Genomic DNA, 26,780 nt, shown 5'->3' on the forward strand with positions numbered 1-26,780 from the left:
TCCCCGGTGGCACTCTTGACGTATGCCCGAACTGCCCGAGGTCGAGGCGCTCAGGGACTTCCTGAACGAGCACCTCGTCGACCGTGAGATCGTCCGCGTGCTGCCCGTGGCGATCAGCGTGCTGAAGACGTACGACCCTCCGCTCTCCGCTCTGGAGGGTCACCGGGTGGCCGCCGTGCACCGGTACGGCAAGTTCCTCGACGTCGAGACCGGCGGCGGCCCGCATCTGGTCACCCACCTGGCCCGCGCGGGGTGGCTGCAGTGGAAGGACAGCCTCCCCACCGGCCCGCCCCGCCCCGGCAAGGGCCCCCTGGCCCTGCGCGTCGCCCTGGACACCGGCGCCGGGTTCGACCTGACGGAGGCGGGCACCCAGAAGCGTCTCGCCGTGTACGTCGTGGCCGACCCCCAGCAGGTGCCGGGGGTGGCGCGACTCGGCCCCGACCCGCTCGCCGACGACTTCGACGAGGCCCGCTTCGCCGCCCTCCTCGGCGGTGAGCGCCGGCAGCTCAAGGGCGCCCTGCGCGACCAGAGCCTGATCGCGGGGGTGGGCAACGCGTACAGCGACGAGATCCTGCACGCCGCGAAGATGTCCCCCTTCAAGCTCGCCGCCTCCCTCACCGACGCGGAGACCGCACAGCTGTACGAGGCGCTGCGCACCACGCTCACCGAGGCGGTCGAGCGGTCCCGGGGCGTCGCGGCCGGCCGACTGAAGGCCGAGAAGAGGAGCGGGCTGCGGGTGCACGGCCGCACCGGTGAGCCGTGTCCGGTGTGCGGCGACACCGTCCGGGAGGTCTCCTTCAGCGACTCCTCGCTCCAGTACTGCCCGACCTGCCAGACCGGCGGCAAGCCGCTGGCGGACCGGAGGCTGTCCCGGCTGCTCAAGTAGGGCGGCCGTCGTGTCCCCGCTCAGCCGGCGGCGAGGGTCACGAGGCGTTCCCCGTCCGCGGTGCGCACCTCGTAGCGGGCGATCTGGTCCGGGTGCAGCGCGGCTCCGCCGTGCATGGCGCTCGGCCCGGCGCCGTGCCCGGTGGCGTTCCAGCTGGTGACCGTCTGCTCCGTACCGTCGCGGCCGACGGCGATCAGGCGGCAGGAGCGCGGACCCGCCCCGTCCATGACCTCGAGCCGCACCCCGGTGCCCCACGCCTCGTCCTCGGTGGTGATCCGCGCCCACACCCCGGACCGCTCGTCGGTCGCGGTGAGCCGTACCGCCGCGTCGGCCCGGCTCGCGTAGAGCGCCACCCCGGGACCGGCCACGGCGCACACCAGCGCCGCGGCCACGGCGTACAGCACCCGCCTGCGAACGGTCCGGCGGCGGGCGGCCACCTCGGACAGCAGGCGGTCCAGCAGCCGCGGTCCGGGCCGGGTCACCGGGGTGACGAGCCGTGGTGTCGCCTGCCGGTACAGCATCAGCTGACGGGTGGCCGGGCCGAACTCGGTCACCTGCGTCGCGCACCGGGGGCACTCCATGAGGTGGTCCTCGAAGCGGAACGCTTCCGCCTCGTCCAGCACGCCGAGCGCGTAGGCGCCGACGTCGCGATGCCTCTCCAGGGACCTCATGCCGAATCCTCGTACCGTTGGGTGCGGGTGGGGTTACTCCTTGCTCCCACCCGTACGCACCGCACCGCCGATTCATTCAAGGCCCGGACAGAATCGCGACCAAGGGGTTCGGAGCGGAACGGACCGTGGATTGGTCGCCGCCCGAAAGAAATCGGTGGACCGGCCGCGACGCCTAGAAGAGGTGGATGGCGAGGTGGCCGAGCGGCAGGCCCAGCTGCCAGGCCGGCGTCCACACCTTCGGCCCGTCGTCCTCCCCGGCCGCCGCCCCGCCCGGCACCGCGTTCAGGTCGGGGGCGAGCAGCTCGGTGTCCTGGAGCCAGCGCCACGCGGCCCGGGCGAGTTCCAGGTCCGGGGAGTGCCGGCCGGCGGCGGCCGTGTCGGCCGTGAGCTCGGCCAGGCGCTCCCGCACCCACGCGTGCCAGGGCTGGTCGTAGGCGGTCAGCGAGAGCCAGGTCTCCAGCCGGGTGATGACGCGGATGCCGCTGAGCTCGTCCTCCGTGTCGGACAGGAAGACGGTCAGCGCCAGCGCGTCGCGCCCGGCGCGGAACTCGAAGGACGTGGGCGGCATCAGGTCGCCGGTCCGCAGCAGCTCGTCGGCGATGTACTCGGCGTACAACCACGCCATGGGGACGGCCAGTTCGCCTCCGGCGGGACCGTCCGTGCTCTCTTTGCCTCTGTGCGGCATCCCTTCCTGCCTTCCTCCGGTGCGTGCGCGTCGCCCGACCCGGGTCATGGGCCCCCGTCCGGAACACGGATGAGGACAGCCGATTACTCAACCGGGGTCCACGGCAAGGCGCTTTACGGAGGCTTGACCAAAAGGTCGGTTTCACCGCAGGTCGGCGGCGTAACCCGGTAGCACCCTGCGCAGGGCGCGCAGCGCGTAGTACGCGCGGGACTTCACGGTACCGGGCGGGATGCCGAGGGCTGCCGCGGCTTCCGCCACACTCGCCCCCTGGAAGTACACCAGCACCAGGACTTCACGGTGCTCCGGAGTGAGTGTCTTCACAGCCTCGCGCACGTCCAGGGCCGCGGCGGCCCGTTCGGCGTGGTCGGCGCAGACCCGCGCGTTCTCCAGCACGGCGTCGCCGACCTCCGCGGGCCGCGCCTGCCGGGCCCGGCGCGCGTCGATGGCCAGGCGCCGCGCCACCGTGAGCAGCCAGGGCCGTACGGAGTCGAAGTCGTCGGCGCGCAGCGCCTCGGGGTGCTGCCAGGCGCGGACCAGGGTCTCCTGCACCAGGTCCTCCGCGCGCTGCCGGTCGCCGTCACTGAGCCGCAGCAGCAGCGCGAACAGGGGCCGGCCGTGCTCGCGCTGCAGTGCGGCGAGCTCGTGCTCGGCGGTCGTCCCGTGCGTCCTGTCCCTCAGGGTGATTCCGGCCGTCATGGCCGTATGGCATCGCAGGGCGTCGTCGGGGGACAGGGCGCGCGCACGGATGTGCGACGGACGGTCGATCGCGTCGACGAACGGTTCGACGAACGGTCGGGGCACCCCGTTCGCGCACACCGGACGGGCTAATGAGCGTGTCGGAGCCGCACGGGGCGGCGCGCACCTCATTTCCTGTTCGTAGGTAAATGTGACTAATCATCGGTGTGTGCGACCCCAGCGGAGCGAACGGATGATCACACGCAGTCGGCAGGTGGCCCTGGCCCTGACCGCCCTCCTCACCGTGGGCGCGGCCTGCCAGGCCCGCGACCACGAGCCGCCGCGACGACCGGCCCCGGCCCCGTCCGCGGCGGACACCGGCGTCTTCACCCTGGTCGCCTCCGGCGACGTACTGCCCCACGACTCGATCATCGAGCGGGCCCGCTTCGACGCGGGCGGCACCGGCTACGACTTCCGCCCCATGCTCGCGGGCGCCAAGCCCGTCGTCTCGCGCGCCGGCCTCGCCCTGTGCCACATGGAGACCGTGTACGGCGCGCACGGCGACTACAGCGGCTACCCCCTCTTCAAGTCCCCGCCCGAGGTGGCCGAGGCCCTCGCCGCCACCGGCTACGACGGCTGCTCCACCGCCTCGAACCACAGCGTCGACGACGGCGCCGACGGCATCCGCCGCACCCTCGACGCGCTGGACCGCGCCGGCGTGCGGCACGCCGGGACCGCGCGCACCGAGGCCGAGGCGCGCACCGTGACGGTCCTGCGCGCGGGGCGGGCCGAGGTCGCCCACCTCGCCTACACCCTCCACACCAACGGCCACCCCGTGCCCGACGGACAGCCCTGGGCGGTCGGCATGATCGACGAGGAGCAGATCGTCGCGGACGCCCGGGCCGCGCGTGCGGCGGGCGCGGACATCGTCGCCGTGTCCCTGCACTGGGGCACCGAATGGCAGGACGAGCCCGACCAGGACCAGCTGACCCTGGCCGAGAACCTGACCGCCGCCCGCAGCGGCGAACGCCCCGACATCGACCTGATCCTCGGCACCCATGCCCATGTCCCGCAGGCGTACGAGAAGGTCAACGGCACCTGGGTGATCTACGGGATGGGCGACCAGATCGCGGGCGAGATGATCAACGGCGACGGAGAGCGCGACCCGCGCGGCAACCAGTCGACCATCGGCCGCTTCACCTTCGCCCCGCCCGCCCGCTCCGGTGAACGCTGGCGGGTGACCAAGGCCGAGTTCGTCCCGCAGCTCTTCGACGTCGACGCCGGCCGGGTGGTGAACCTCAACCGCGCGCTGGAGAAGGGCGCCGAGGTACGGGCCGTGCGCGACCGCATCCGCGACGTCGTGCTCAGCCGGGGCGCGGCGGAGGACGGGCTGGTGATGGGGGAGTAGGTCAGTCCTCGTCCACATGGTCCAGGGCGGTCACCATCGCCCCGAGCACCCGCAGGCACGTTCCGACGTCCGCGTCGGTGAGACCACCGCCGACCTGGCGCAGTATCCGGTGCTCCCGGTCCAGGACGGCGGTGATGGTCTGCCGCCCCCGGTCGGTGGGCCGGATCAGTGAGGACCGCCGGTGCGCGGGGTTGGGGACGCTCTCCACCAGGTCCTGCGCCGCGGCCTCGTTGACCATCCGCTGCACGAACTGACGGCTGATCGCCTGGGCCCGGGCCATCTGCGGCACGGTCATCGGCCCGCCCCGGTGCAACAGGGTCAGGACGGCGCGGACGCCGACCGACAGGCCGTCCGCCGCCAGGCCCTGCTCGACGCTGCGCTGCGCGCGCCGGTAGAGGGGGCCGACCAGGTCGTACACCTCGGTGAGGCGCCGGGCGAGGGCGTCCGGAGAGAGGGGCGCGTCGATGTCCTTCACGCCTCCATCATGACACCCGGGTTGCCAATCTCGCGGCATCATGACACCTTGGTTGTCATGATGGCTGCTTCGGACCTGCGCTTCCTCGCCTCCGCCGACGGTGACCTGGCCTACCGCGACACCGGGGCCGGCGACCTCGTCGTCCTGCTCCACTCCGGCTTCGCCGACCACCGTGTCTTCGACGCCCAGATCCCGGTCCTGGCGGCCGGCCACCGGGTCGTCGCACCCGACGTCCGCGGTCACGGCTCCTCGGCCAACGCGACCCGGCCGTTCCGCTGGGCCGACGACCTCGCCGCCCTGCTGCGCCACCTCGACGCGGGCCCCGCGGTGCTCGTCGGTGTGTCGATGGGCGGGGCCATCGCCACCGACACGGTGCTGGAGTACCCGGAGCTGGTCCGCGCGGTGGTGGCATGCGGCGCGGCCACCAGCGAGTTCGAGTACACCGACCCGTGGGTGCGGCGGGTTCAGGCCGACCAGGCCCGCGCACTGGCAGCGGGTGACGTCGAGGGCTGGCTCACGGCGTTCCTGCGCTTCGTCCCCGGTGAGCACCGCGACCTCGACGACGTGGACCCGGCCGTCCTGCGCCGGCTGCGGGAGATGGCCTCCGGCACCCTCGCCAAACACACCCCGGACGAGGAGAACCACCACGTGCCCCTGACCGGCACCTGGGCCCGAGTCCCGAAGATCGACGTCCCCGTGCTCACCGTCAACGGCTCCCTGGACGCCGCCGACCTGATCGCCGAGGCGGAACGGCTCGCCCGCACGGTCCCGGAGGGCCGCTCCGCCACCGTCGAGGGCGCCGCGCACTACCCCAACATGGAGCGGCCCGAGGCCTTCGACGAGATCCTCCTCGACTTCCTCGGCGGACTGCCGCCCGTCGGTGGCTAACGGCGCGCCAGCTCCGACTTGCGGTACGAGTAGCCGAAGTAGATGACCAGTCCGAGCAGCAGCCACACCGCGAACCGCGCCCAGGTCTGCCACTGCAGGAAGGTGATCAGCCAGATCGAGAAGACGATCCCCAGGGCCGGCACCACCGGCATCCACGGCGTCCGGAACGTGCGCGGCAGGTCCGGCTGCCGGTAGCGCAGCACGATCACCGCCGCGCACACCACCACGAACGCCAGCAGGATGCCGATGTTGGTCAGCTCGGCCGCCTCGCCGATCGGCAGGAACCCGGCGATCGCGGCCGACGCCACCCCGACGATCCAGGTGACCCGGGTCGGCACGTGCCGCGTCGGGTGCGTCTTCGCGAACCACTTGGGCAGCAGCCCGTCCCGGGACATGGAGAACCACACCCGGGTCACGCCGAGCATGAAGGTGAACATCACCGTGAGGATGCCGATGATGGCGCCCACCGCGATGACGTCGGCCAGGCCGCTCAGCCCCACCGACTTGAACGCCGTGGAGAATCCGCTCTCCGGGTCGATGTCCTTGTAGTCCTGCATGCCGGTGAGCACCAGGCAGGCCGCCACGTACAGCACCATCGAGATGACCAGCGAGTAGATGATCGCCTTCGGCATGTGCCGCTGGGCGTCCTTGGACTCCTCGGCCGCCGTCGACATGGCGTCGTAGCCGAAGACCGCGAAGAAGACCGTCGCCGCCCCGGTGAAGGCTCCGCCGACCCCGAAGGGGAAGAACGGTTCGTAGTTCGCGGTGCTGATGTGGAAGACGCCGACCGCGATCACCAGCAGCACCACCAGCACCTTCAGGACGACCACGACCATCTCGAAGCGGGCCGCGTTCTTGATGCCGAGCGTCAGCAGGTACGCGATCAGCAGGCAGAGCACCGCCGCGAAGAGGTCGACCTTGTGGCCGTCGCCGGTGCCGGGCGCGCCCAGCATCCAGTTCGGCAGGTCGGCACCCAGTTCGCCGACCAGGAAGCTGAAGTAGCCGGAGATGCCGATCGCGACCACCGCCACGATGGCCGTGTACTCCAGCAGCAGGTCCCAGCCGATGAACCAGCCCACCAGCTCACCGAGGACCGCGTATCCGTAGGTGTAGGCGGAGCCCGCCTTCGGGATCAGTCCGGCGAACTCGGCGTACGACAGTGCCGCCGCCGCGCTCGCGGCGCCCGCGATGAGGAAGGAGATGAGGACCGCCGGCCCCGCCGTGCCGTTGGCGACCGTACCGGCCAGGGTGAAGATGCCCGCCCCGATGATGCCGCCCACACCGATCGCGGTCAGCTGCCACAGCCCCAGCGTCCGCTGCAGGCCGCCGCCCTCCCCGCCCTCCGTGTCCTCGATGCGCTCGATGCGCTCGATGGGTTTGCGGCGGAGAACGCCCTCGCCCATACGGAAACCGGCCATGCGCCCCACCTCTTTGTGAACGGCAAACGGCTGACGGTGGATCATGATGACCCACACCCGCCCGCGACGGAAGCCGCGACGCACGCACCGCCCCGTACGGACGCTACGGCACCACCGTCACGGGCCAGCGCCCCGCCTTCACCAGCCGTACCGCGACGGAACCGACGATCCGGTGCCCCGCCTGCTCGGAGGCGCCCACGACGACGGCGTCGGCCTTCAGCTCGTCGGCCGCCTTGACCAGGCCGTTGTAGGGATCGCCCCGGAAGGTGTGGAACTCCCAGCGGAGGTCGAATATCCCCTTGACCCGCTCGGTCGCGTCCCGGATCTGCGCCACCAGGTCCTCGGCGATCTCGTCGGTCGTCTCCGCCACCGGAGCCCCGAGCGAGGCGCCCGCCGCCAGCACCGGCTGCACGTACACCACGGCGAGCAGCGCGCGCTGCCGCCGGGCCATACCGCCGGCGTAGGCGGCGGCCCGGAGCGAGGAGTCGGAGCCGTCCACGCCGGCGACGATGACCTTCGGCCCGTCCGTGCCTCGTTCGAACTGGTGGGAGTGCTGTTCCGTCACGCGGTGAGGCTATCGGAGTCACCCGTGGTCCTCGGCCGTGCGGGTGGTCTCGTGCCGCCACGCCGGTGTTTCTCCGGTGCGCCGGTCCGCGGCCGGGCGACTGATGAGTCATGAAGAAGGATCACTTGCTCACACGACGCCGCGCACTGCTCGCTGGCGCCGCGGCCGTGGGGGCGGCCGGCACCGCCGGCGCGCTCGCGGTGGGCACGGGGGGCGGACCGGCCCGGCCGGTCGCCCCCGCCCCGGGCCCCGCGGTCCGCCGCCCGCTCCACTCCTCCGCCTACCGCCTGCAGCCCCTGACCGGATACGGCGCGCCCCGCGCCGCGCCGCGGCGGCCACCGGTGCGCAGCGAGCCGATCCTGCGGGTCTCGGGCCTCGGCCGCACCATGATGCTCACCTTCGACGACGGGCCCGACCCCCGCTTCACCCCGGACATCCTCGACACCCTGGCCAAGTACGACGTGCGCGCGACGTTCTTCGTGTGCGGGGAGATGGCGGACCACAACCGGGGCCTGCTCTCCCGGATGGCCGACGAGGGACACGTCGTCGGCAACCACACCTGGTCCCACCCCCTGCTGACCCGCCTCACCCGGCGGCGCATCCGCTCCGAGATGGAACGCACGAGCGAGGTCGTCGAACGGGCCTTCGGCGAGCCGCCCCGTTGGTTCCGGGCGCCGTACGGGGCGTGGAACCGCGCCGCCTTCCAGCTCGGTGCCGAACTCGGCATGGAACCGCTCGCCTGGACCGTGGACACCCTCGACTGGACCACCCCCGGCACCGGCACCATCGTCGAACGGGTGGAGGACGGCGCCGCCCCCGGCGTCGTGGTGCTCTCGCACGACGCCGGGGGCGACCGCTCGCAGACCGTCCGGGCCCTGCGCTCCTATCTGCCCGAGCTGCTGGACTCCGGCTACCGCCTCACCGTCCCCCGGCGCCGGTACGCCTGACGCCCGTCGCGCCCGCCCGGCCGGGGCCCGCTCAGCGGACCCCGGTCATGCGGGCGAAGGCGACGACGTTCCCCTCGTATCCGTTCTGCTTCGAGAAACCGCCGCCGCAGGTGATGACCCGCAGTTCCGGGCCGCCCTTGGAGGCGTAGACCCGGTCGCCGGGGAAGTCGTCCTTCTCGAAGACCTCGATGCCGTAGATCTCGAAGACCGCCGTCTTCCCGTCCTGACGGCGCACCTCCACCGTGTTGCCCTTCTTGAGCGCACCGAGCCCGTAGAAGACGGCGGGCCCCTGCTGGTTGTCGACATGGCCGACCACCACCGCGGTGCCCTTCTCGCCGGGGGAGACCGCGCCGGTGAACCAGCCGGCCAGGTTCGGGTCCTCGGCCGGCGGCGCGTCGACCCAGCCGTCCGCGTCGAGACCGACCGGCATGATCGGCGCGTCCACCTGGATGGCGCCGATGGTGACCTGTTCCGGTACCGCGTAGGGCAGCGGGGCGACGCCAGGGGCGGCGCCCTCACCCGGCGCGACGCGGCTGTCCGAGGCCGCGGCCGAGGCCGGCTGCGGCGGGCCCTGGTCGAACTCCCCGGAACCGTTGCGGATGAGCGCGAGCCCGGTCAGCAGGACCAGCGCTATCACGCCCCAGGGAGCGCGTTTCCTCCGCCGCTCCTCCTCTTCGGCCCACTCGGACGCATCCATTGGCCATCCCCTCTCGACCCGGCCGTCGCCCGGTCGTCCGCGCATACGAGCACGCTAAGCGCAGCGCGTCCGACCGGCGACGGGGCGGCGGCGAACGGGTGGTGCCCCGCCCTCGCGTGAGCCATCCGGGACGGTCCGGCAGGAAATTTCTGACGGTCCGTGACCTGCGGCGATATCCGGTCGCGCGGCTCCGGCCCGGCACGTCCCTCACCAGGACGGACCATTCCCGAAATGCGGCCCCGCGCACGGCAACTGAGGGTCTTTCTGGGAGGCGCTTTCTCGCCGATCGACCGGGGACGGGTCCCGGGGCGTCTTCCGCGGAGGATCACATGCGCAACACTCGTGCCCTCGCGGCAGCCGGCGCCGCGGTCGCTGTCCTCGGGCTGGCCGCCCCCACGGCCACCGCCGGCGGCGACCACCACCAGCCGAGCAACATCGTCGCCCTGCCCAGCGTGATCGCCCGCGGCGGCCAGATGACCGTGACGGTCGACGGCTGCCCGCAGGGCGGCACCATGACCTCGGACGCGTTCCGCACGACCCACCTGACGCCGGTCCGGGGTGCCAACGAGACGTCCAGGGGCACCGCCACCATCAAGCAGGACGCCCGGCCGGGTTCGTACGACATCACCGTCAACTGCTCGGGGCGGCGGCTCACACGGCCGGCCGCCTTCACCGTCATCGGCGGTGTCCGCGGTGGCATCGGCGGCAGCAGCTCCAGCGGGGCGACGCCGACCGACATCGCGATCGGCGGCGGGCTGGTGGCCGCGGCCGTCGCCGGCGGTGGCCTGTTCTGGATGCGTCGCAGGGCCGAGCGGCGGATCTGACCGGGTCCCGGCCGTGACGGACGGGCTCCGCCTTCGGGGGGCGGTCCCGTCCGGTCCCTGCGGACCGCGCCGGTGTCCCGCCTTCCGTATCGCGCGGTGCACGCTCGCGCGGCGCACGCACACGGCTTCGCCCCGGACCGTCGCGGGTCCGGGGCGAAGCCGTGCGGGTGCGCCGCGCACAGGCGAGGCGAGGGTCAGACGCCGTCCTCGCCGGCACGGCGCCGCCAGAGGTGGTACGCGGCGCCGGCCGAACCGGCGACGAGGGCGAGGCCGAGCCCGATCTCCCGCACGTCGAACCCGGCGGCGCTGCCCCCCTCGCCGGCGTGCACGCCCTTGTCGGGGTGGCCGGACTCTCCGGAGGGGTGGTGGGAGTGGCCGCCCGCGATGGTCAGGTCCACGGTGCCGGTCCTGCCGTCACACGCGAACGTCACCTGGTAGACCGCTCCGCGTCGGGCGTCCCGGTCGACCCGTGCGGTCGCCGACGACTCGTGCCGCGGGACGGTGACCGTGTCGAACACCGGCGACTCGACCGTGACGCGTCCGTGGCACCCGCCGGCACCCCGGCCCACCCCCACCGTGACCTCGCCGCCCGGTGCCACGGTGGCGGGACTGACGGTGAAGCCGAACGTCGAACTGCCGCCCGCGGCCGCCCCGGCCGGTACGCAGCCCGAGAGGGCGGCGGCGCCCAGCAGTGCGACCGAGGCGACGGGTATCGCGCGCATGGTGAATCCTCCGGTCCCCGAGGAGCGGCGGCGGACCTGTTCCGCACGTGCCTGGAGTGCACCTCGATGGTCGGAACGCTAGGAAGGCGGACACCCCGGCGCGATCTCTGTAGGGCGAACGGGGTAAGCGTGTGGGCCGGTCGGGGGACGGGGCCGGAGCGTCGGACGCCCCCCGGCGGAACCCCGTGCCGGGGCCGCCGAGGGGCGCGGACGCGTGCGGGCGCCGAGGGGACGCCGAGGGGGGCGCCCCTCAGTCCCCGGCCCCGGGGAAGAGATTGACGAAGGGGTCCGTGGACGCCGCGACGCCGCGGCTGAACGGTGCGTCGAAGTCCCAGATCAGGAAGAGCAGGAACGCGATCAGCGCCGAGAACAGCCCGGCGAGGATCAACTCGCGGGGCGTACGCCGGATCTGGAGGGCGAAGACCATCCCGACCGTGACGACGCCGCCCGTGATGAGCCCGAACCACACCACGCCCGGCATGGTCGCCCCCATCGACTCCGCCCGGGCGATGCGGGCCTGGTCCGCGGCGGTCACCTGGTCGACGAGCGGCTGGTACGCCTGCGCCTCGAAGTCCGACTTCGGCTCGTAGTCCGTGACGTCGGCGCGGACGCGGTCGAGCAGTTCGGCGCCCCGTTGGGTCATCTCGCCGCGGTCGGCCATGACCTTCCACTCGGTGGACACGACGTGTCCGACATAGGCGTTGACATCCTCCCGGATGCGGTCACGGACGTCGGGCGGATAGACCCGGACGCGTTCCGAGATCTCGTGCAGCGCCACCGCCTCCGTCTGCACGTGGTCCTGGGCCGCGCTGCGCGCCTCCCAGACGCCCGCGATGGCCAGACCCAGGACGATGGCGTACACCACACCGATCCACATCGTCATGTACTCGATGACGTCCGGGGTCTCGGTGATGTCCTCGTCGTCGGAGGCCCGGCGGTGCCGTACGAGGGTGATGATGACCACCACGACACAGGCGGCCAGCATCGCGAGGGTGAGAACAAGCCATTCCGGCAAAGGGGGCTCCAGGGATCAGCGCGCTCGGAGCGCGGCGACGGCGACCACCGCGGGCACCGTGATGAGCAGGACGAAGACGAGCGGTGACGTGGTCCCGCGGGAGGTCCGCTGCTGGGGCCGGGCGGCGCGGTAGCGCGGGTAGTGCACCGGGCTCAGTGACGGTCGGGGCGCGGGCGTCGCCGACGGGGCGGGCGCGGGAGCCGCGGGACGGGCCGGCGCCGGTGTGGGGCTGGGTGTCGGAGTCGGCGTGGGCGTGGACGCGGGCGGCTTCGGTGCCGGTCGCGGAGGGGGTGCGGGAGGCGCCTCGGGCTTCGGGGCCGGCGGCTTCCTGGGAGGCTCCGGGGCGGGAGGCGGTGGGGGAGGGGGCTTCGGCGGCGGCGGAGGTGTCGGTGTGGGCGTGGGCGTAGGCGTGGGCGTGGGCGTGGGTGTGGGTGTCGGAGTCGGCTCGGGGCACGGCGGGAAGTCGGGCCAGGTGTCGTTCCCGGCGACTGCCACCGCGTGCGTGCCACCCGGTCCGGTGGACGCATACGCGCAGGCGTCCGCCTGCGCCGGGCCGATCGGTGCGCCGACGAGTGTGAACGTCAGCGTCACCAGGGCCAACACCCGTCCGGAAGGGACGGATCGGGACGGTTCGGGTCCATACACGACGCAGATCATGAAGCCTGGCGGGCCCCGCCACACCCGATCACCGGATGATTGGTCCGAAGGAGGGACATGGAGCGGTCGCGGGTTTGACCGGCGCACACCCGCCCGCGGCCGGACTCGAACTCGCGTACGGGCAGGGGTCCGGAGCGCGGGAGCGTCCACCGCCGAGAAGAAAAAGGCGCGCCCGCGTTGAACACAACCGGCTCTCCCGTGCGTACCCAGTGTCGTGCGGCGGCGCGGCTGCCGTCCCAACACCTTCGTGACGATCGGGGATTGACGATGAAGACCTCCTGGCGGAGCGCCTCACTCGTGGTGAGCGCCGCGGCGGTGCTGGCGCTGACGACGGCGTGCGGCCAGGACGGCGGCACCACCACCGGCAGCCAGAACGTGGGCGCCACCGCGGCGCCCGGCGACGTCGGCGACATCGGGGCCGGCGCCGGCGAGGGACTGGGCACCGGCGCGAACGGCGCGCAGGCGTCGGCGAGCGCGGCGGAGCCCGCGGGCAAGCTGTCCGTCTCCACCAACGCCGAGATCGGCGAGCTGGTGACCGACGGCGCGGGACGCACCCTCTACCGCTTCGACGCGGACACCGCGAAGCCGCCCAAGACGACCTGCGAGAACGACTGCGCCACCGCCTGGCCGCCCGTGGCCGCCGACGACGCCCTCGCCGGCGAGGGCATCGACGAGGCGCTGCTCGGCGAGGTCACCCGGGCCGACGGCACCAAGCAGCTGACCATCGGCGGCTGGCCGGCGTACCGCTACGCCAAGGACACCGCCGCCGGCGACGTCAAGGGCCAGGGCGTGGGCGGCAAGTGGTACGCGCTCGCCGCCGACGGCAAGAAGGCCCAGGCGGCCGAGTCGGCGGCCCTGTCGACGCGTGAGGACCCGAAGCTCGGCGAGATCGTCGTCGACAAGAACGGCATGACCGTCTACCGCTTCATGAAGGACGAGGCCTGGCCGAAGCCGGTCTCGGCGTGCACCGGCGCCTGCCTGGAGAAGTGGCCGGTCGTGGCGCCCGTGGAGCCCAACGACACGGAGGGCGTCGTGAAGAAGGACCTGATGACCTTCACCCGGCCCGACGGTGCCGAGCAGCAGACGGTCGACTGCTGGCCCATCTACACGTTCGCCGGCGACAAGAAGGCCGGCGACACCAACGGTCAGGGCGTCGGCGGAACGTGGTACGCCGTCTCGCCCGACGGAAAGCCGGTCGGCGCGCCCAAGAAGTAGCGACCTCGCGTCCGCCGGCCTCCGGCGCGCGACAGCGGGCCGTCCCCTCCGCACCCAGGCGGAGGGGACGGTCCTGTTCGTGCGCCGTCCCGTTTGTGCGCTGTCCCGTCGTGCGCCGTCCTGCTCGTGCGCTCCGGCGCGGCGCCGCCCGCCGCGACGCCGGCGGCGCACGGCACGTGCCGCAGGCAGTGACCGGTAACGGATGGTCAATTTCCGGTTGGGCTCGCCCAGTCGGCGGGCGATCAGTAGCCTCTGCTCGAACACCGGACCGCCAATGCCTTGGAGAGCTAGATGGAGCGTCCCGCCTGGGCCCCTCGCAGCATCGACATCACGGTGCCCAGCGTGTCCCGCATCCACGACTTCTACCTGGGCGGTTCGCACAACTTCGAGGTCGACCGGGAAGCGGCGCGCAAGGCCATGGAGTTCATGCCGGGACTGCCCAAGATCACGCAGGCGAACCGGGCGTTCATGCGCCGGGCCGTGCGCTTCGCCGCCGGCGAGGGCATCGACCAGTTCCTGGACATCGGCTCCGGCATCCCCACCTTCGGCACCGTCCACGAGGTGGCGCGGGCCGCCCGGCCCGGGGCGCGCGTGGTGTACGTCGACCACGACCCGGTGGCGGTCGCGCACAGCGAGGCCGTCCTGGCGGGCGACGACCGGGCGGACGTCGTGGGCGGCGACCTCCTCAAGCCCCGGGACATCCTCACCGACCCCCGGGTGGAGCGGCTGATCGACCTGAATCGGCCGGTGGCCCTGCTGCTGCTTGCCATACTGCATTTCGTGGAAGACGCGGACGACCCCTGTGCGGCGGTGGCCGAACTGAGCCGGGCGCTCGCGCCGGGCAGCCTGCTCGTCCTCACGCACGCCTCGTACGAGGGGATCCCGCTGCCCGCCGAGCGGGCCGGGGGTGCGGTGGGCGTGTACAAGGACATCCGCAATCCGCTGATCATGCGTTCGCGCGAGGAGATCGCGCGGTTCTTCGAGGGGTACGACATGGTGGAACCCGGACTGGTTCCGATGCCGCGCTGGCGGCCCGAGGGGGCGCCGGAGGACGAGGACCCGTACGCGTTCTCCGGTTTCGCCGGCGTGGGACGTACGGCGTGAGCGCGGAGCCGGACGGGGCGGAGGACAGACTGCGCCGGTTCGCGACGATCTGGAGCCGCGCCGTCTTCCCGGTGACCTCGACGTCGTCGACCCGCCCCGAGTTCGAGGAGCAACTGCTGCCGCTGGCCCGCCGGCTGAGCGAGGTGCTGCGGGCGCGGAGCTTCGAGGCGGAGGACGCCAGAGCGGTCGGCGCCGCGCTCGTCGACGCGCACTGCACCGACCCGGAGGCGCTCGCCCGGACGCTGGACTGCATCGACGCCTACCTCGTGCTCTACTGCGGCGAGGACGGCGACCCCGAGCACCTGCGGGCCCGTTCGGCCCGGCTCCAGCACGCCATGGCGGCCGGGTTCGCCGGGTCGCTGCGCGCCAGGACCCTGGCCGAGCAGGAGGCCATCGCGCAGGCCGCCCTCAGGGCGCAGGGCGTGGTGGCGGAGGCGCTGCACGCCAGCGAGGCCCGCTTCCGCGCGGTCTTCGAAGGTGCCGCCATAGGCATCTGCATCGCCGACCTCGACGGCAACGTCCTCCAGGTCAACGGGGCGTTGATGCGCATGTTCGGCGTAGCCGGCCCGACGCTGCGCGGCCGCAACGTCCGGGAGTGGTCGCACCCCGACGACGCGCCCCAGACCTGGCGGCTCTACGACGAGCTGGTGCGCGGCGAACGCGAGGCCTACCACCTGGAGAAGGCCTTCTACCGGCCCGACGGCACCGTCCTGTGGACCAACCTCACCGTCTCGCTGCTGCGTGACGCCGACGGCAGCCCGCAGTACCAGCTGGCGCTGATGGAGGACACCACCGAGCGCCGGCTGCTCAATCTGCGGCTGCGCTACGAGGCCACCCACGACGCGCTCACCGGCCTGCCCAACCGCAGCTTCTTCTTCGAACGCCTGGAGAAGGCCCTGAACGCGGGACCGGGCCAGCGGTACGGTCTGTGCTACCTGGACCTCGACGGCTTCAAGACGGTCAACGACAGTCTCGGCCACGCGGCCGGCGACCGGCTCCTCGTGGAGGTCGCCGACCGCCTGCAGTCCTGTGCCACCGCACCCGGCGAGATGGTCGCCCGGCTCGGCGGCGACGAGTTCGTGGCGCTGACCACCGGCCCGGACACCCCGCGCGAGGTCGACGAACTGGCCGGCCGGATCATGAACGCGCTGCTCGCCCCGATCAGCGTCGACGGCCGCGAACTCACGGTCCGCGGCAGCATCGGCATCGTCGAGGGCCCGGCGGGGGAACGCAGTCCGGCCGAGGTGCTGCGCAGCGCCGACATCACCATGTACCGGGCCAAGTCGGCGGGCGGCAACCGCTACGAGCTGGCCGACCCGGAGGCCGACGCCCGCGTCATCACCCGGCACGGCCTGACGACCGCCCTGCCGGCGGCCCTGGAGCGGAGCGAGTTCTTCATCGAGTACCAGCCCCTGGTGCACCTCGGCGACGGCAGTGTGCACGGCGCCGAGGCGCTGGTGCGGTGGCTGCACCCGCAGCACGGTGTCCTCGGCCCGGACCGCTTCATCCCGCTCGCCGAGCACACCGGGCTGATCGTGCCGCTGGGCCGCTGGGTGCTGGAGCAGTCCGTGCGGCAGGCCCGCGTATGGCGGGAGCGGTACGGCGAGAGCACCGCCGCCGGCCCGCTGCGCATCAACGTCAACCTCTCGCCCTGCCAGCTCACCCACCCCCGGCTGGTGCAGGACACCGTGGACATCCTGGAGCGGGCCGGGGTCGCGCCCGACGCGCTCTGCCTGGAGGTGACCGAGTCGGCGCTGATCGGCGCGGACGACGACCTGCTCAAGCCGCTGCGCCGACTGGCCGAGATGGGCGTGGACATCGCCCTGGACGACTTCGGTACCGGCTACTCCAACCTCGCCAACCTGCGCCGGCTGCCGGTGAGCGTGCTCAAGCTGGACCGCTCCTTCACCCAGAGCATGCAGCGTTTCCCGGCCGACCCCGTCGACCTCAAGATCGTCGAGGGCATCGTCGCCCTGGCCCACAGCCTGGACCTCGCGGTCACCGTGGAGGGCGTGGAGACCGGCGCCCAGGCGGAGCAGCTGCGCATACTCGGCTGCGACACGGCCCAGGGCTGGTACTACGCCCGTCCGGGCCCCCCGGAGCGCCTGCACGAACTGGCCCTGGTGGACGCCACGGGCTGACGGGAGTCCGGCTCCGGGACGGCCCCCGCTCCGTCCCGGGCGGCCGCCCCGGCCGCCGCGGCCGTGCGGACCAGGGCCGCGGTCGACGCGGAGCGGGACTCCGCCGGCCGCGCCCGGCCGGTCCGCGGAACGCGGCTCACCGCTCCAGCAGCATCCGCTGCAGCTCCCGCGCCGCCCTCGGCGGAGCCACGTCGCTGCGGTGGGCCAGGGCGATGGTCCGGTGCAGACCGGGCCGGACCAGCGGGGTCACCCGCAGCCCTCGCCCGGACCGCGCCGCCACCATCCGCGGGACGACCGCCATCCCGAGGCCCGCCCGTACGAACCCCAGCACCGCGTCCATCTCCCCGCCCTCGACCGCGAAGTCCGGCTCGAAGCCCTCCGCGCGGCACGCCGCCACGGTCAGCTCCCGCAGGTCGTAGCCGTGCCGGAACATCACCAGGCGCTCGCCCTCCAGGTCGGCGACGCGCACCGCCCGCCGCCCGCCGCCCGGTCGGGGCGACTCCGGCGAGGACACCACCACCAGGTCCTCCCGGAGCAGTTCCACCGTGGTCAGCGAAGGCGACGCGGTGGGCAGCGGGAGCACCACCAGGGCCAGGTCGAGCGCGCCGCGCGCGAGCTGCCGGACCAGGTCGTGCGAGCCGCCCTCCTCGATCATCAGCTGGATGCCGGGGTACCGGTCGTGGAAAGCGCGCAGCACGTCCGGCAGCAGCCCGGTGCACAGGCTCGGGGTGGCGCCCAGCCGCACCCGGCCGCGCCGCAGCTGCACGAGTTCCAGGACCTCGTGCCGCGCGGTGTCCGCGTCGGCCAGGATGCGCCGGGCCAGCGGCAGCAGCGCCTCCCCGGCGTCGGTCAGCGTGATATTGCCCCGCGCCCGCAGGAACAGGTCGGCGCCCAGCTCCCGCTCCAGCGCCTTGATCTGCTGGGACAGTGAGGGCTGGGCCACGTGGACGACCTCCGCGGCCCGGGTGAAGTGCCGGGTCTCGGCGACCGCCACGAAGTACCGGAGCTGGTGCAGCTGCATACCGCGAGCGTACGACACTCATAGAGAAAGCCTATGGAAACGAGGCGGACCATGTCTTGGACCGATGGGCCCTCGGCCCCGTAGCGTCCTGTGACATGGCTCTGGCAACGCGGACGGACCGACGGCCGTCCATGGCGCGCACCGTGTGGGACTCGACCGTCGGCAAGAAGACAGTGATGGCGGTCAGCGGTCTCGTCATGCTGCTCTACCTGGTCGTCCACATGATCGGAAACCTGAAGATCTTCTTCGGGACCGAGGAGTTCAACCACTACGCCCACTGGCTGCGCACGGTCGGCGAGCCGTTCATGCACTACGAGTGGACGCTCTGGCTGGTCCGCGTCGTGCTGGTCGTCGCCGTCGTCGCCCACGCCGTCTCCGCCTACCAGCTCAGCCGCCGCGACATCAAGGCGCGGCCCAGCAAGTACGTGCACAGGAAGAAGCGGGCGAGCTACGCCACGCGCACCATGCGCTGGGGCGGGATCATCCTCGCCCTGTTCATCGTCTGGCACATCCTCGACCTGACCACCGGCACCGTGCACTCCGGCGGCTTCGAGACCGGCAAGCCCTACCAGAACGTCGTGGACACCTTCTCCACCTGGTACGGCAACCTCATCTACATCGTCGCGGTGCTCGCCGTCGGTCTGCACGTCCGGCACGGCTTCTGGAGCGCCGCCCAGACCCTCGGCGCCGGCAGCCGCACCCGCGACCGGGTCCTGAAGACGACCGCGAACGTCCTCGCGCTGCTGCTCACGGTCGGCTTCGTCGCCGTCCCCGTGGGCGTCATGACCGGAGTGGTGAGCTGAAATGACGACCTACGCCGACTACACGACCGGTGAGCCGGTCGCCGACACCAAGGCCCCGGCCGGACCCGTCAACGAGCGCTGGGACACCCGCCGCTTCGAGGCCAAGCTGGTCAACCCCGCCAACCGGCGCAAGCAGACGGTCATCGTCGTCGGCACCGGCCTTGCGGGCGGCTCGGCCGGCGCGACCCTCGCCGAACAGGGCTACCGCGTCGTCCAGTTCTGCTACCAGGACTCGCCGCGCCGCGCCCACTCCATCGCCGCGCAGGGCGGCATCAACGCCGCGAAGAACTACCGCAACGACGGCGACTCGGTCCACCGGCTGTTCTACGACACCGTCAAGGGCGGCGACTTCCGCTCCCGCGAGTCCAACGTGCACCGCCTCGCGCAGATCTCCGTGGAGATCATCGACCAGTGCGTGGCGCAGGGCGTGCCCTTCGCCCGCGAGTACGGCGGCCTCCTCGACACCCGCTCCTTCGGCGGCGTCCAGGTCTCCCGCACCTTCTACGCCCGCGGGCAGACGGGCCAGCAGCTGCTGCTCGGCGCCTACCAGGCGCTCAGCCGGCAGATCGCGGCCGGCAACGTCGAGATGCACCCGCGCACCGAGATGCTCGACCTGATCGTCGTGGACGGGCGGGCGCGCGGCATCGTCGCCCGGGACCTGATCACCGGGAAGATCGACACGTACTACGCGGACGCGGTGGTCCTGGCGAGCGGCGGCTACGGCAACGTCTTCTACCTCTCCACCAACGCCATGAACTCCAACGCGACCGCCGTGTGGCGGGCGCACCGGCGCGGCGCGTACTTCGCCAACCCCTGCTTCACGCAGATCCACCCGACCTGCATCCCGCGCACCGGCGACCACCAGTCCAAGCTGACCCTGATGAGCGAGTCGCTGCGCAACGACGGCCGGATCTGGGTACCCCAGGCCAAGGGCGACGACCGGCCGCCGAACGAGATCCCCGAGGACGAGCGCGACTACTACCTGGAGCGCATCTACCCGTCCTTCGGCAACCTGGTGCCCCGCGACATCGCCTCCCGCGCCGCGAAGAACGTCTGCGACGAGGGCAGGGGAGTGGGGCCCGGCGGCCAGGGCGTGTACCTGGACTTCGCCGACGCCATCGCGCGGATGGGCCGTGAGGCGGTCGAGGCCAAGTACGGCAACCTCTTCGACATGTACCAGCGGATCACCGACGAGGACCCGTACCGGGTGCCGATGCGGATCTACCCCGCCGTGCACTACACGATGGGCGGACTGTGGGTCGACTACGACCTCCAGACCACCGTCCCCGGCCTGTTCGCCGTCGGGGAGGCGAACTTCTCCGACCACGGGGCCAACCGGCTCGGCGCCTCCGCGCTGATGCAGGGCCTGGCCGACGGCTACTTCGTCCTGCCGGCCACCATCAACGACTACCTCGCCCGCAACCCGCACCGGGACGAGGTCGACGACACCCATCCCGTGGTCCAGGAGGTGCTGGCCGAGACCGAGGACCGGCTGCACCTGCTGCTCTCCGTCGACGGCGACCGCACCCCGGACTCCTTCCACCGCGAACTCGGCGAGCTGATGTGGGAGTTCTGCGGCATGGCCCGCACCGACTCCGGCCTGCGCAAGGCCCTGGAGCGCATCCCGCAGATCCGCGAGGAGTTCTGGCGGCGCATCAAGGTCCCCGGCACCGGCGAGGAGTTCAACCAGTCGCTGGAGAAGGCCAACCGCATCGTCGACTACCTGGAACTCGCCGAGCTGATGTGCCTCGACGCGCTGCACCGCGCCGAGTCCTGCGGCGGCCACTTCCGCGAGGAGTCCCAGACCCCCGACGGCGAGGCCGCCCGCAGGGACGACGAGTTCGGTTACGCCGCCGCCTGGGAGTTCACCGGCACCGGCGAGGCTCCCACCCTGCACAAGGAAGACCTGGTCTTCGAGTACGTCCACCCCACCCAGCGGAGCTACGCATGAAGCTCACCCTGCGCGTCTGGCGGCAGAAGAACGCCGACGCCGACGGCGCGATGTCCACGTACGAGGTGGACGGCATCAGCCGGGACATGTCCTTCCTGGAGATGCTCGACACCCTCAACGAGGAACTCATCCTCAGGGGCGAGGACCCCGTCGCCTTCGACCACGACTGCCGCGAGGGCATCTGCGGCGCCTGCTCGCTGGTCATCAACGGCGACGCCCACGGCCCCGAGCGCACCACGACCTGCCAGCTGCACATGCGGTCCTTCCAGGACGGCGACACCATCGACATCGAGCCCTGGCGGGCCGCGGCCTTCCCGGTCGTGAAGGATCTGGTCGTCGACCGCTCGGCCTTCGACCGCATCATCCAGGCCGGCGGCTACATCACCGCTCCGACCGGCGCCGCGCCGGAGGCCCACGCCGCACCGGTCCCGAAGCCGGACGCCGACTTCGCCTTCGAGCACGCCGAGTGCATCGGCTGCGGGGCGTGCGTCGCGGCCTGCCCCAACGGAGCGGCGATGCTCTTCACCTCCGCGAAGGTGAACCATCTGAACGTCCTGCCGCAGGGCGCGCCCGAGCGGGAGACCCGGGTGCTGGACATGGTGGCGCAGATGGACGACGAGGGCTTCGGTGGCTGCACTCTCGCCGGCGAGTGCGCGACGGCGTGCCCCAAGGGCATCCCGCTGATGTCCATCACCAGCATGAACAAGGAGTGGCTGCGCGCCACGCGCAAGGCGGCGAGGCGCTAGCCCCGAGAACGTTCGCCGACAGGTGCGGACGGACGGGGCCGGGAGAGGTGCTCCTCCCGGCCCCGTCTCCACGCGCTCCTGGCATTCAGCAGCCGCACATCCACTCTCCCGGCCCAGGTCACGCACCGGCCAACCGGGAGCGGAAGAACAGGTGCGGCGGACCGCACACCCTCGGTCCGCCGTCGCCGCCCCGGCCCGTGACCAGGAGAGTGCCATGACCGGCGTACTGACCGCAGACCGTCCGCCCAAGCCCGCCGCGCCCCACCGCTACACCGTGACCCTCGCCCGCGACGAGGCGGACGTGCGGGCCGCGCAACGCCTGCGGCACGAGGTCTTCGCCGGCGAGATGGGCGCACTGCTCGCGAGCCCCCAGCCGGGCCACGACATCGATCCCTTCGACGCGTACTGCGACCACCTGCTGGTGCGCGAGGAGACGACCGGGCAGGTGGTCGGGACGTACCGGCTGCTGCCCCCGGAGCGCGCGGCGGTCGCCGGACGGCTGTACGCGGAGAGCGAGTTCGACCTCGCGGCCCTGGACGCGATCCGTCCCGGGCTGGTCGAGGTCGGCCGCTCCTGTGTGCACCCCGACCACCGTGACGGCGCCGTCATCGGGCTGATCTGGGCCGGCATAGCCCGCTACATGACCGACCGGGGCCACGCGTGGCTGGCGGGCTGCTGCTCCCTCCCCCTCGCCGACGGCGGAGCCCTCGCCGCCGGCACCTGGAACCGGGTGCGGGCCAAGCACCTGGCGCCGGAGGAGTACCGGGTCCGGCCGCTGCTCCCGTGGGTCCCGCGCACCCCCGCGCCCGCCGGCCGCACCGAACTGCCGGCCCTGCTGCGCGGCTACCTCCGCCTCGGCGCCTGGGTCTGCGGGGAGCCCGCGCACGACGTGGACTTCGGCGTCGCCGACCTCTACGTACTGCTGCCGATGAGCCGGGTCGACCCCCGCTACCTGCGGCACTTCCTCTCGCTCGTTCCCGCCTGATGAGCGCCTGGCTGCCCGCCGCGCCCTGCACCCCCGCGGGGTGCGTGGAGCCGTCCCGGCCCGCGACCGCCGTGCCGCGGGCCGTGCTGCGGCTCACCGTGGTCGCCGTGCTGCTCCTCGCCGGGATCGCGACCGTGCTCACGCCGCTCGGCAGGCTGGTGCCCGCCGCCGTGGTGCGGTGCTGGTGCCGGGGGATCGTACGGGCCGCCGGTGTGCGGGTGCGGGTCTCGGGCGCCGCCGTGCCCTCCGGCGGGCTGCTCCTCGTCGCCAACCACGTCTCCTGGCTCGACATCCCCCTGCTCGCGGCGGTACGCCCGGCCAGGATGCTGGCCAAGAGCGAGGTCCGGCGCTGGCCGGTGGCGGGCGCGGTCGCCGCCCGTGCGGGCGTGCTCTTCATCGAACGGGACCGGTTGCGGGCCCTGCCCGACACGGTCGCCGCGATCGCGCGGACCCTGCGCACGGGCGGGGCCGTCGCCGCCTTCCCCGAGGGCAGCACCTGGTGCGGACGTGCGCACGGCCGCTTCCGCCGGGCCGTCTTCCAGGCCGCCCTGGACGCCCGGGTCCCGGTCCAGCCGGTCCGCATCCGGTACCGGACCGGGGGGCGGGCGGTGAGCACGGCGCCCGCGTTCGTCGGCGACGACACCCTGCTCGCCTCCCTGTGGCGGGTGGCGTCGGCGCGCGGGGCCATCACCGCCGAAGTGGAGGTCCGTCCCGTCGTGCCACCGGGCCGCCACCACGATCGCCGCGCCCTGGCCGACGCCGCCCAGCCGCCGTACTGCCGGCCGTCGACGGGCCGGCACGGTCACCCACGGAAAGCACCTTCGAAAAGTATGCGCCCTTTGTTACCTGTGTACCGTTTTCGTATGGCTGATCCGGACATCCGGAAGACAGGCACTCCGGAAGGAGGGTGATGCCAGATGATCACCCGTGAAGAGATCGCCAACGTCCTGGACCACCCGGTCTACGACGGGGACGGCAACAAGATCGGCGAGGCCAAGCACGTCTTCTTCGACGACATGACCGGCCGCCCCGAGTGGGTGAGCGTCAAGACGGGCATGTTCGGCTCCAACGAGTCCTTCGTGCCCATCCGCGACGCCGCGCTGGTGCAGGACCACCTCGAGGTCCCGTACGCCAAGGACCAGGTCAAGGGCGCGCCCAATGTCGACGTCGACGCGGGCGGGCATCTGTCGGAGACCGAGGAGCACCGGCTCTACGACTACTACGGCATCAACTGGGACAGCGTCCTGTCCGAGGCCGAGCGCACCGACGACGGCCGCTGGGCCGCGGGCCCGGGCCAGAACGCGGACATGGGCACCGGCACCGGCACCGGCACGGACATGGGCACCGCCGGCACCCACCTCGGCACCGGCATGGGAGCGGCCGGCCTGGCCGGCACGGCGGGCGGCACGACCGAGTACGAGGAGGACACCGACCGCGCGGGCATGCGCGACGACGCGATGACCCGCTCCGAGGAGCGGATGCACGTCGGCGTCGAACGGCGCGAGTCCGGCCGCGCCAGGCTGCGCAAGTACGTGGTCACCGAGGAGGTCCAGCAGACCGTTCCGGTGAGCCACGAGGAAGTGCGGGTGGAACGCGAGCCCATCACGGACGCCAACCGTGACGAGGCGCTCTCCGGGCCGGAGATCGGCGAGGCCGAGCACGAGGTCACGCTGCACGAGGAGCGGCCCGTGGTGGAGACCGAGACGGTGCCGGTGGAACGCGTCCGGATGACCACGGAGGAGCACGTCGAGGACCAGACGGTACGCGGGCAGGTCCGCAAGGAGCGGATCGAGGCCGAGACCGAGTCCTTCCCCGACGACGAACCCCGTCGGGGCCGCGAGTAACCGCCCCGGCCACGCCGCGGGCGTGAGCGCCGGTGACCGGCCCTCACCGGCGCTCCCCGACCCCCTCCAGGACCCGGGCCAGATACGGTGCCGTCGCACTGCCACCCGCCCGCGCCACCTCGGCCGGCCGCCCCGCGGCGACGATCCGGCCCCCCTCCTCACCGCCGCCCGGACCCAGGTCGATCACGTGGTCCGCGCCCGCCACCACCGTCATGTCGTGTTCGACGACCACCACGGTGTGCCCGGCGTCCACGAGACCGTGCAACTGCCGCATCAGCACCTCGACGTCGGCCGGATGCAGACCGGTCGTCGGCTCGTCGAGGAGATACAGGGTGTGCCCGCGCCGTCCCCGCTGCAACTCGCTCGCCAGCTTGATGCGCTGCGCCTCCCCGCCGGACAGCTCGGTGGCCGGCTGGCCCAGCCGCAGATAGCCCAGTCCCACGTCGAGCAGCGCGGCCAGGCTGCGTGCCGCCGCCGGCGTGTCCGCGAAGAACTCCGCGGCGCCCTCCGCCGTCAGGTCGAGCACCTCGGCGATGTTCCGCCCCCGGTACGCCACTTCGAGCGTCCCCGGGTTGTACCGCGCCCCGCCGCAGTCGGGGCACGGCGCGTACGTGCTGGGCAGGAACAGCAGCTCCACGCTGACGAAGCCCTCGCCCTGACAGGTCTCGCAGCGCCCCTCGGGCACGTTGAAGGAGAACCGGCCCACCCCGTAGCCCCGCTCCCGCGCCTGGTCGGTGCCGGCGAAGACCTTGCGTACGACGTCGAACAGCCCCGTGTACGTGGCCAGGTTGGAGCGCGGGGTGCGGCCGATCGGGCGCTGGTCGACGGAGACCAGTCGGCCCACGCCGGGCAGTTCCTGCGAGATCTCGCCGATGAGCGTCGACTTGCCGGAGCCGGAGACGCCCGTGACCGCGGTCAGCGCGCCGAGCGGGAACCCGGCGGTCACCCCGCGCAGGTTGTGCCGGGTGACCGGCCCGACCGTCACCGTGCCCCGCGGCATTCGCGGCTCGCGGACGGGTGCGGGCGAGCGGCCGAAGAGATACCGGGCCGTGGCGGACTCCGCGGCGCCGGCCAGCCCGTCGACCGGACCGCTGTACAGCACCCGTCCGCCGTGTTCGCCCGCCCGCGGGCCGACGTCCACGATCCAGTCGGCACCCCGCATCACGGCCAGGTGGTGCTCCACCACGAAGACAGAGTTGCCCGCCGCCTTCAGCCGCCCCAGCACCGTCAGCAGCGCCTCCGTGTCCGCCGGGTGCAGCCCCGCGGACGGCTCGTCCAGCACGTACACCACCCCGAACAGCCCCGAGCGCAGCTGCGTCGCCAGCCGCAGGCGCTGCAGCTCGCCCGCCGACAGCGTCGGTGTGGGGCGGTCGAGGCTGAGATACCCGAGACCCAGCTCGACGACGGGCGCGATCCGCGCGGTGAGGTCCGCGGTGAGCACCTTCGCCGTCTCGCCGTCCGTCGGCAGCAGCCCGGCGAGGTCCTTGAGCGGCAGCGCGGCCAGCTCGGCGATGGAGCGCCCGGCGACCGTGACCGCGAGGGCCTCGGGCCGCAGCCTGCCGCCGCCGCAGAGGGGACAGGGCGCGCTGGTCAGGAAGCGCTCCGCCTTCGCCCGCAGGGTGGCGCTCCTGGAGTCGGAGAAGGTCTTCATCACGTACCGTCGGGCGCTCATGTACGTGCCCTGGTACGGCCGCTGGATGCGGTTCGCGTCCCGAACCGGGTGCACGGTGACCACCGGCTGCTCGTCGGTGAACAGGATCCACTCGCGCTCTTCGGCGGGCAGCTCGCGCCACGGCCGGTCCACGTCGTGACCGAGCGCCTCCAGGACGTCCCGCAGGTTCTTGCCCTGCCAGGCGCCCGGCCACGCGGCGATCGCCCCCTCCCTGATCGACAGCGACGGGTCCGGGACCAGCAGCTCCTCGGTGGTCCGGTGCACCCGGCCGAGTCCGTGGCACTCCGGGCACGCCCCCGCCGCCGTGTTGGGCGAGAAGGCGTCGGAGTCGAGCCGCTCGGCGCCGGGCGGGTGGTCGCCGACGCGGGAGAACAGCATCCGCAGGGAGTTGGACAGGTTGGTGACCGTGCCGACCGAGGAACGGGACGTCGGCGCCGCGCGGCGCTGCTCCAGCGACACGGCGGGCGGCAGCCCGGTGATCTCGCCGACCTTCGGAGCACCGACCTGCTGGATCAGCCGGCGGGCGTACGGCGCGACCGACTCGAAGTAGCGCCGCTGCGCCTCCGCGTAGACCGTCCCGAACGCCAGCGACGACTTCCCGGAGCCCGACACGCCGGTGAACACGGCCACCACGTCCCGGGGGACGTCCACGTCCACGCCCTTGAGGTTGTGCTCACGGGCGTCGCGGACCCGAACGTACGGGTCGTGGGGGCTGTGCATCGCGGGGAACTCCGTACGTTCTTCGGCCGCGGCCGCCGGGGTCTC

Annotated in this window: 26 protein-coding genes; 14 read left to right on the top strand and 12 right to left on the bottom strand. The window is 72.7% G+C overall.

Annotation, left to right across the window (positions count from 1 at the left end; genetic code table 11):
* Window positions 1-22 precede the first annotated feature (22 nt).
* Window positions 23-886, top strand: coding sequence for an Fpg/Nei family DNA glycosylase (locus ACZ6EG_RS19400; protein ID WP_391972316.1), 864 nt, complete (start codon window positions 23-25; stop codon window positions 884-886).
* Window positions 887-906: 20 nt separating this feature from the next.
* Here ACZ6EG_RS19400 and ACZ6EG_RS19405 read toward each other — a convergent pair whose 3' ends face one another.
* The 3 genes from ACZ6EG_RS19405 to ACZ6EG_RS19415 all read right to left on the bottom strand — a co-directional run bounded on the left by ACZ6EG_RS19405 (window position 907) and on the right by ACZ6EG_RS19415 (window position 2,938).
* Window positions 907-1,557 carry a zf-HC2 domain-containing protein gene (locus ACZ6EG_RS19405; protein WP_469605995.1) on the bottom strand — a complete coding sequence of 217 codons (651 nt, stop codon included), beginning with the start codon at window positions 1,555-1,557 and terminating at the stop codon, window positions 907-909.
* A gap of 172 nt (window positions 1,558-1,729) precedes the next feature.
* Window positions 1,730-2,242, bottom strand: coding sequence for a hypothetical protein (locus ACZ6EG_RS19410; RefSeq protein WP_391972314.1), 513 nt, complete (start codon window positions 2,240-2,242; stop codon window positions 1,730-1,732).
* A gap of 141 nt (window positions 2,243-2,383) precedes the next feature.
* Complete coding sequence (locus ACZ6EG_RS19415; protein WP_391972313.1) at window positions 2,384-2,938, bottom strand: sigma-70 family RNA polymerase sigma factor; 555 nt, start codon at window positions 2,936-2,938, stop codon at window positions 2,384-2,386.
* A 232-nt stretch (window positions 2,939-3,170) separates the two neighbouring features.
* Between ACZ6EG_RS19415 and ACZ6EG_RS19420 the strand changes: the two genes are divergently transcribed.
* Window positions 3,171-4,325, top strand: coding sequence for a CapA family protein (locus tag ACZ6EG_RS19420; RefSeq protein ID WP_356605331.1), 1,155 nt, complete (start codon window positions 3,171-3,173; stop codon window positions 4,323-4,325).
* A gap of 1 nt (window position 4,326) precedes the next feature.
* Here the strand turns inward: ACZ6EG_RS19420 and ACZ6EG_RS19425 are convergent, their stop codons facing one another.
* Complete coding sequence (locus tag ACZ6EG_RS19425; protein ID WP_391972312.1) at window positions 4,327-4,800, bottom strand: MarR family winged helix-turn-helix transcriptional regulator; 474 nt, start codon at window positions 4,798-4,800, stop codon at window positions 4,327-4,329.
* A 57-nt stretch (window positions 4,801-4,857) separates the two neighbouring features.
* On the opposite strand from ACZ6EG_RS19425, the gene ACZ6EG_RS19430 reads away from it, so the two are divergent.
* A complete protein-coding gene (locus ACZ6EG_RS19430; RefSeq protein WP_469606002.1) occupies window positions 4,858-5,688 on the top strand; it encodes an alpha/beta fold hydrolase in 831 nt (276 codons plus the stop codon).
* Here the strand turns inward: ACZ6EG_RS19430 and ACZ6EG_RS19435 are convergent.
* On the bottom strand, window positions 5,685-7,106 hold the full coding sequence (locus tag ACZ6EG_RS19435) for an amino acid permease (RefSeq protein ID WP_469606005.1): 1,422 nt from the start codon (window positions 7,104-7,106) through the stop codon (window positions 5,685-5,687). The genes ACZ6EG_RS19430 and ACZ6EG_RS19435 overlap by 4 nt on opposite strands.
* A gap of 103 nt (window positions 7,107-7,209) precedes the next feature.
* Entirely contained in the window at window positions 7,210-7,671 is a 462-nt protein-coding gene (locus tag ACZ6EG_RS19440; protein WP_391972309.1) for a universal stress protein, read from the bottom strand.
* A gap of 110 nt (window positions 7,672-7,781) precedes the next feature.
* Between ACZ6EG_RS19440 and ACZ6EG_RS19445 the strand changes: the two genes are divergently transcribed.
* Complete coding sequence (locus ACZ6EG_RS19445) at window positions 7,782-8,618, top strand: polysaccharide deacetylase family protein (protein ID WP_469606009.1); 837 nt, start codon at window positions 7,782-7,784, stop codon at window positions 8,616-8,618.
* Window positions 8,619-8,649: 31 nt separating this feature from the next.
* Here the strand turns inward: ACZ6EG_RS19445 and ACZ6EG_RS19450 are convergent, their stop codons facing one another.
* Window positions 8,650-9,315 (bottom strand): class F sortase, encoded by a 666-nt coding sequence (locus tag ACZ6EG_RS19450; protein WP_391972307.1) that lies wholly within the window; start codon window positions 9,313-9,315, stop codon window positions 8,650-8,652.
* A 329-nt stretch (window positions 9,316-9,644) separates the two neighbouring features.
* On the opposite strand from ACZ6EG_RS19450, the gene ACZ6EG_RS19455 reads away from it, so the two are divergent.
* On the top strand, window positions 9,645-10,139 hold the full coding sequence (locus tag ACZ6EG_RS19455; protein WP_384699940.1) for a hypothetical protein: 495 nt from the start codon (window positions 9,645-9,647) through the stop codon (window positions 10,137-10,139).
* A 194-nt stretch (window positions 10,140-10,333) separates the two neighbouring features.
* Here the strand turns inward: ACZ6EG_RS19455 and ACZ6EG_RS19460 are convergent, their stop codons facing one another.
* From ACZ6EG_RS19460 to ACZ6EG_RS19470, 3 genes are all read right to left on the bottom strand, one after another.
* Window positions 10,334-10,861, bottom strand: a complete 528-nt coding sequence (locus ACZ6EG_RS19460) for a hypothetical protein (protein WP_469606014.1) — start codon at window positions 10,859-10,861, stop codon at window positions 10,334-10,336.
* 250 nt (window positions 10,862-11,111) lie between these two features.
* The gene (locus ACZ6EG_RS19465; RefSeq protein ID WP_391972305.1) at window positions 11,112-11,876 is read right to left on the bottom strand and encodes a bestrophin-like domain; all 765 of its coding nucleotides are present in this window, start codon (window positions 11,874-11,876) and stop codon (window positions 11,112-11,114) included.
* 15 nt (window positions 11,877-11,891) lie between these two features.
* Window positions 11,892-12,023 carry a hypothetical protein gene (locus ACZ6EG_RS19470; protein ID WP_356605313.1) on the bottom strand — a complete coding sequence of 44 codons (132 nt, stop codon included), beginning with the start codon at window positions 12,021-12,023 and terminating at the stop codon, window positions 11,892-11,894.
* Window positions 12,024-12,800: 777 nt separating this feature from the next.
* Between ACZ6EG_RS19470 and ACZ6EG_RS19475 the strand changes: the two genes are divergently transcribed.
* The 3 genes from ACZ6EG_RS19475 (at window position 12,801) to rmdA (ending at window position 16,993) form a co-directional block, all read left to right on the top strand.
* Window positions 12,801-13,748 carry an SCO0930 family lipoprotein gene (locus ACZ6EG_RS19475; RefSeq protein ID WP_391972363.1) on the top strand — a complete coding sequence of 316 codons (948 nt, stop codon included), beginning with the start codon at window positions 12,801-12,803 and terminating at the stop codon, window positions 13,746-13,748.
* A gap of 291 nt (window positions 13,749-14,039) precedes the next feature.
* Window positions 14,040-14,852 (top strand): SAM-dependent methyltransferase, encoded by an 813-nt coding sequence (locus tag ACZ6EG_RS19480; RefSeq protein ID WP_391972304.1) that lies wholly within the window; start codon window positions 14,040-14,042, stop codon window positions 14,850-14,852.
* Window positions 14,849-16,993 (top strand): cyclic Di-GMP phosphodiesterase RmdA, encoded by a 2,145-nt coding sequence (rmdA, locus tag ACZ6EG_RS19485; protein WP_391972303.1) that lies wholly within the window; start codon window positions 14,849-14,851, stop codon window positions 16,991-16,993. The genes ACZ6EG_RS19480 and rmdA overlap by 4 nt, the downstream gene beginning before the upstream one ends.
* 136 nt (window positions 16,994-17,129) lie before the next feature.
* Here the strand turns inward: rmdA and ACZ6EG_RS19490 are convergent, their stop codons facing one another.
* Entirely contained in the window at window positions 17,130-18,014 is an 885-nt protein-coding gene (locus ACZ6EG_RS19490) for a LysR family transcriptional regulator (RefSeq protein ID WP_356605307.1), read from the bottom strand.
* A gap of 131 nt (window positions 18,015-18,145) precedes the next feature.
* On the opposite strand from ACZ6EG_RS19490, the gene ACZ6EG_RS19495 reads away from it, so the two are divergent.
* The 6 genes from ACZ6EG_RS19495 (at window position 18,146) to ACZ6EG_RS19520 (ending at window position 24,343) form a co-directional block, all read left to right on the top strand.
* Window positions 18,146-18,817 carry a succinate dehydrogenase gene (locus ACZ6EG_RS19495; RefSeq protein ID WP_356605503.1) on the top strand — a complete coding sequence of 224 codons (672 nt, stop codon included), beginning with the start codon at window positions 18,146-18,148 and terminating at the stop codon, window positions 18,815-18,817.
* Window position 18,818: 1 nt separating this feature from the next.
* Entirely contained in the window at window positions 18,819-20,768 is a 1,950-nt protein-coding gene (locus ACZ6EG_RS19500; protein WP_391972302.1) for a fumarate reductase/succinate dehydrogenase flavoprotein subunit, read from the top strand.
* Window positions 20,765-21,514 (top strand): succinate dehydrogenase/fumarate reductase iron-sulfur subunit, encoded by a 750-nt coding sequence (locus ACZ6EG_RS19505; RefSeq protein WP_391972301.1) that lies wholly within the window; start codon window positions 20,765-20,767, stop codon window positions 21,512-21,514. The genes ACZ6EG_RS19500 and ACZ6EG_RS19505 overlap by 4 nt, the downstream gene beginning before the upstream one ends.
* 214 nt (window positions 21,515-21,728) lie before the next feature.
* Window positions 21,729-22,499 carry a GNAT family N-acetyltransferase gene (locus tag ACZ6EG_RS19510; protein ID WP_391972300.1) on the top strand — a complete coding sequence of 257 codons (771 nt, stop codon included), beginning with the start codon at window positions 21,729-21,731 and terminating at the stop codon, window positions 22,497-22,499.
* Window positions 22,499-23,410 carry a lysophospholipid acyltransferase family protein gene (locus tag ACZ6EG_RS19515; RefSeq protein WP_391972299.1) on the top strand — a complete coding sequence of 304 codons (912 nt, stop codon included), beginning with the start codon at window positions 22,499-22,501 and terminating at the stop codon, window positions 23,408-23,410. Before ACZ6EG_RS19510 ends, ACZ6EG_RS19515 begins: the two co-directional genes overlap by 1 nt.
* A 6-nt stretch (window positions 23,411-23,416) precedes the next feature.
* Window positions 23,417-24,343 (top strand): DUF2382 domain-containing protein, encoded by a 927-nt coding sequence (locus ACZ6EG_RS19520; RefSeq protein ID WP_391972298.1) that lies wholly within the window; start codon window positions 23,417-23,419, stop codon window positions 24,341-24,343.
* A 43-nt stretch (window positions 24,344-24,386) separates the two neighbouring features.
* On the opposite strand, the gene ACZ6EG_RS19525 is transcribed toward ACZ6EG_RS19520, so the two are convergent.
* Complete coding sequence (locus tag ACZ6EG_RS19525; protein WP_469606024.1) at window positions 24,387-26,735, bottom strand: ATP-binding cassette domain-containing protein; 2,349 nt, start codon at window positions 26,733-26,735, stop codon at window positions 24,387-24,389.
* Window positions 26,736-26,780 lie beyond the last annotated feature (45 nt).

This window comes from Streptomyces sp. NPDC041968 (genome assembly GCF_055589025.1).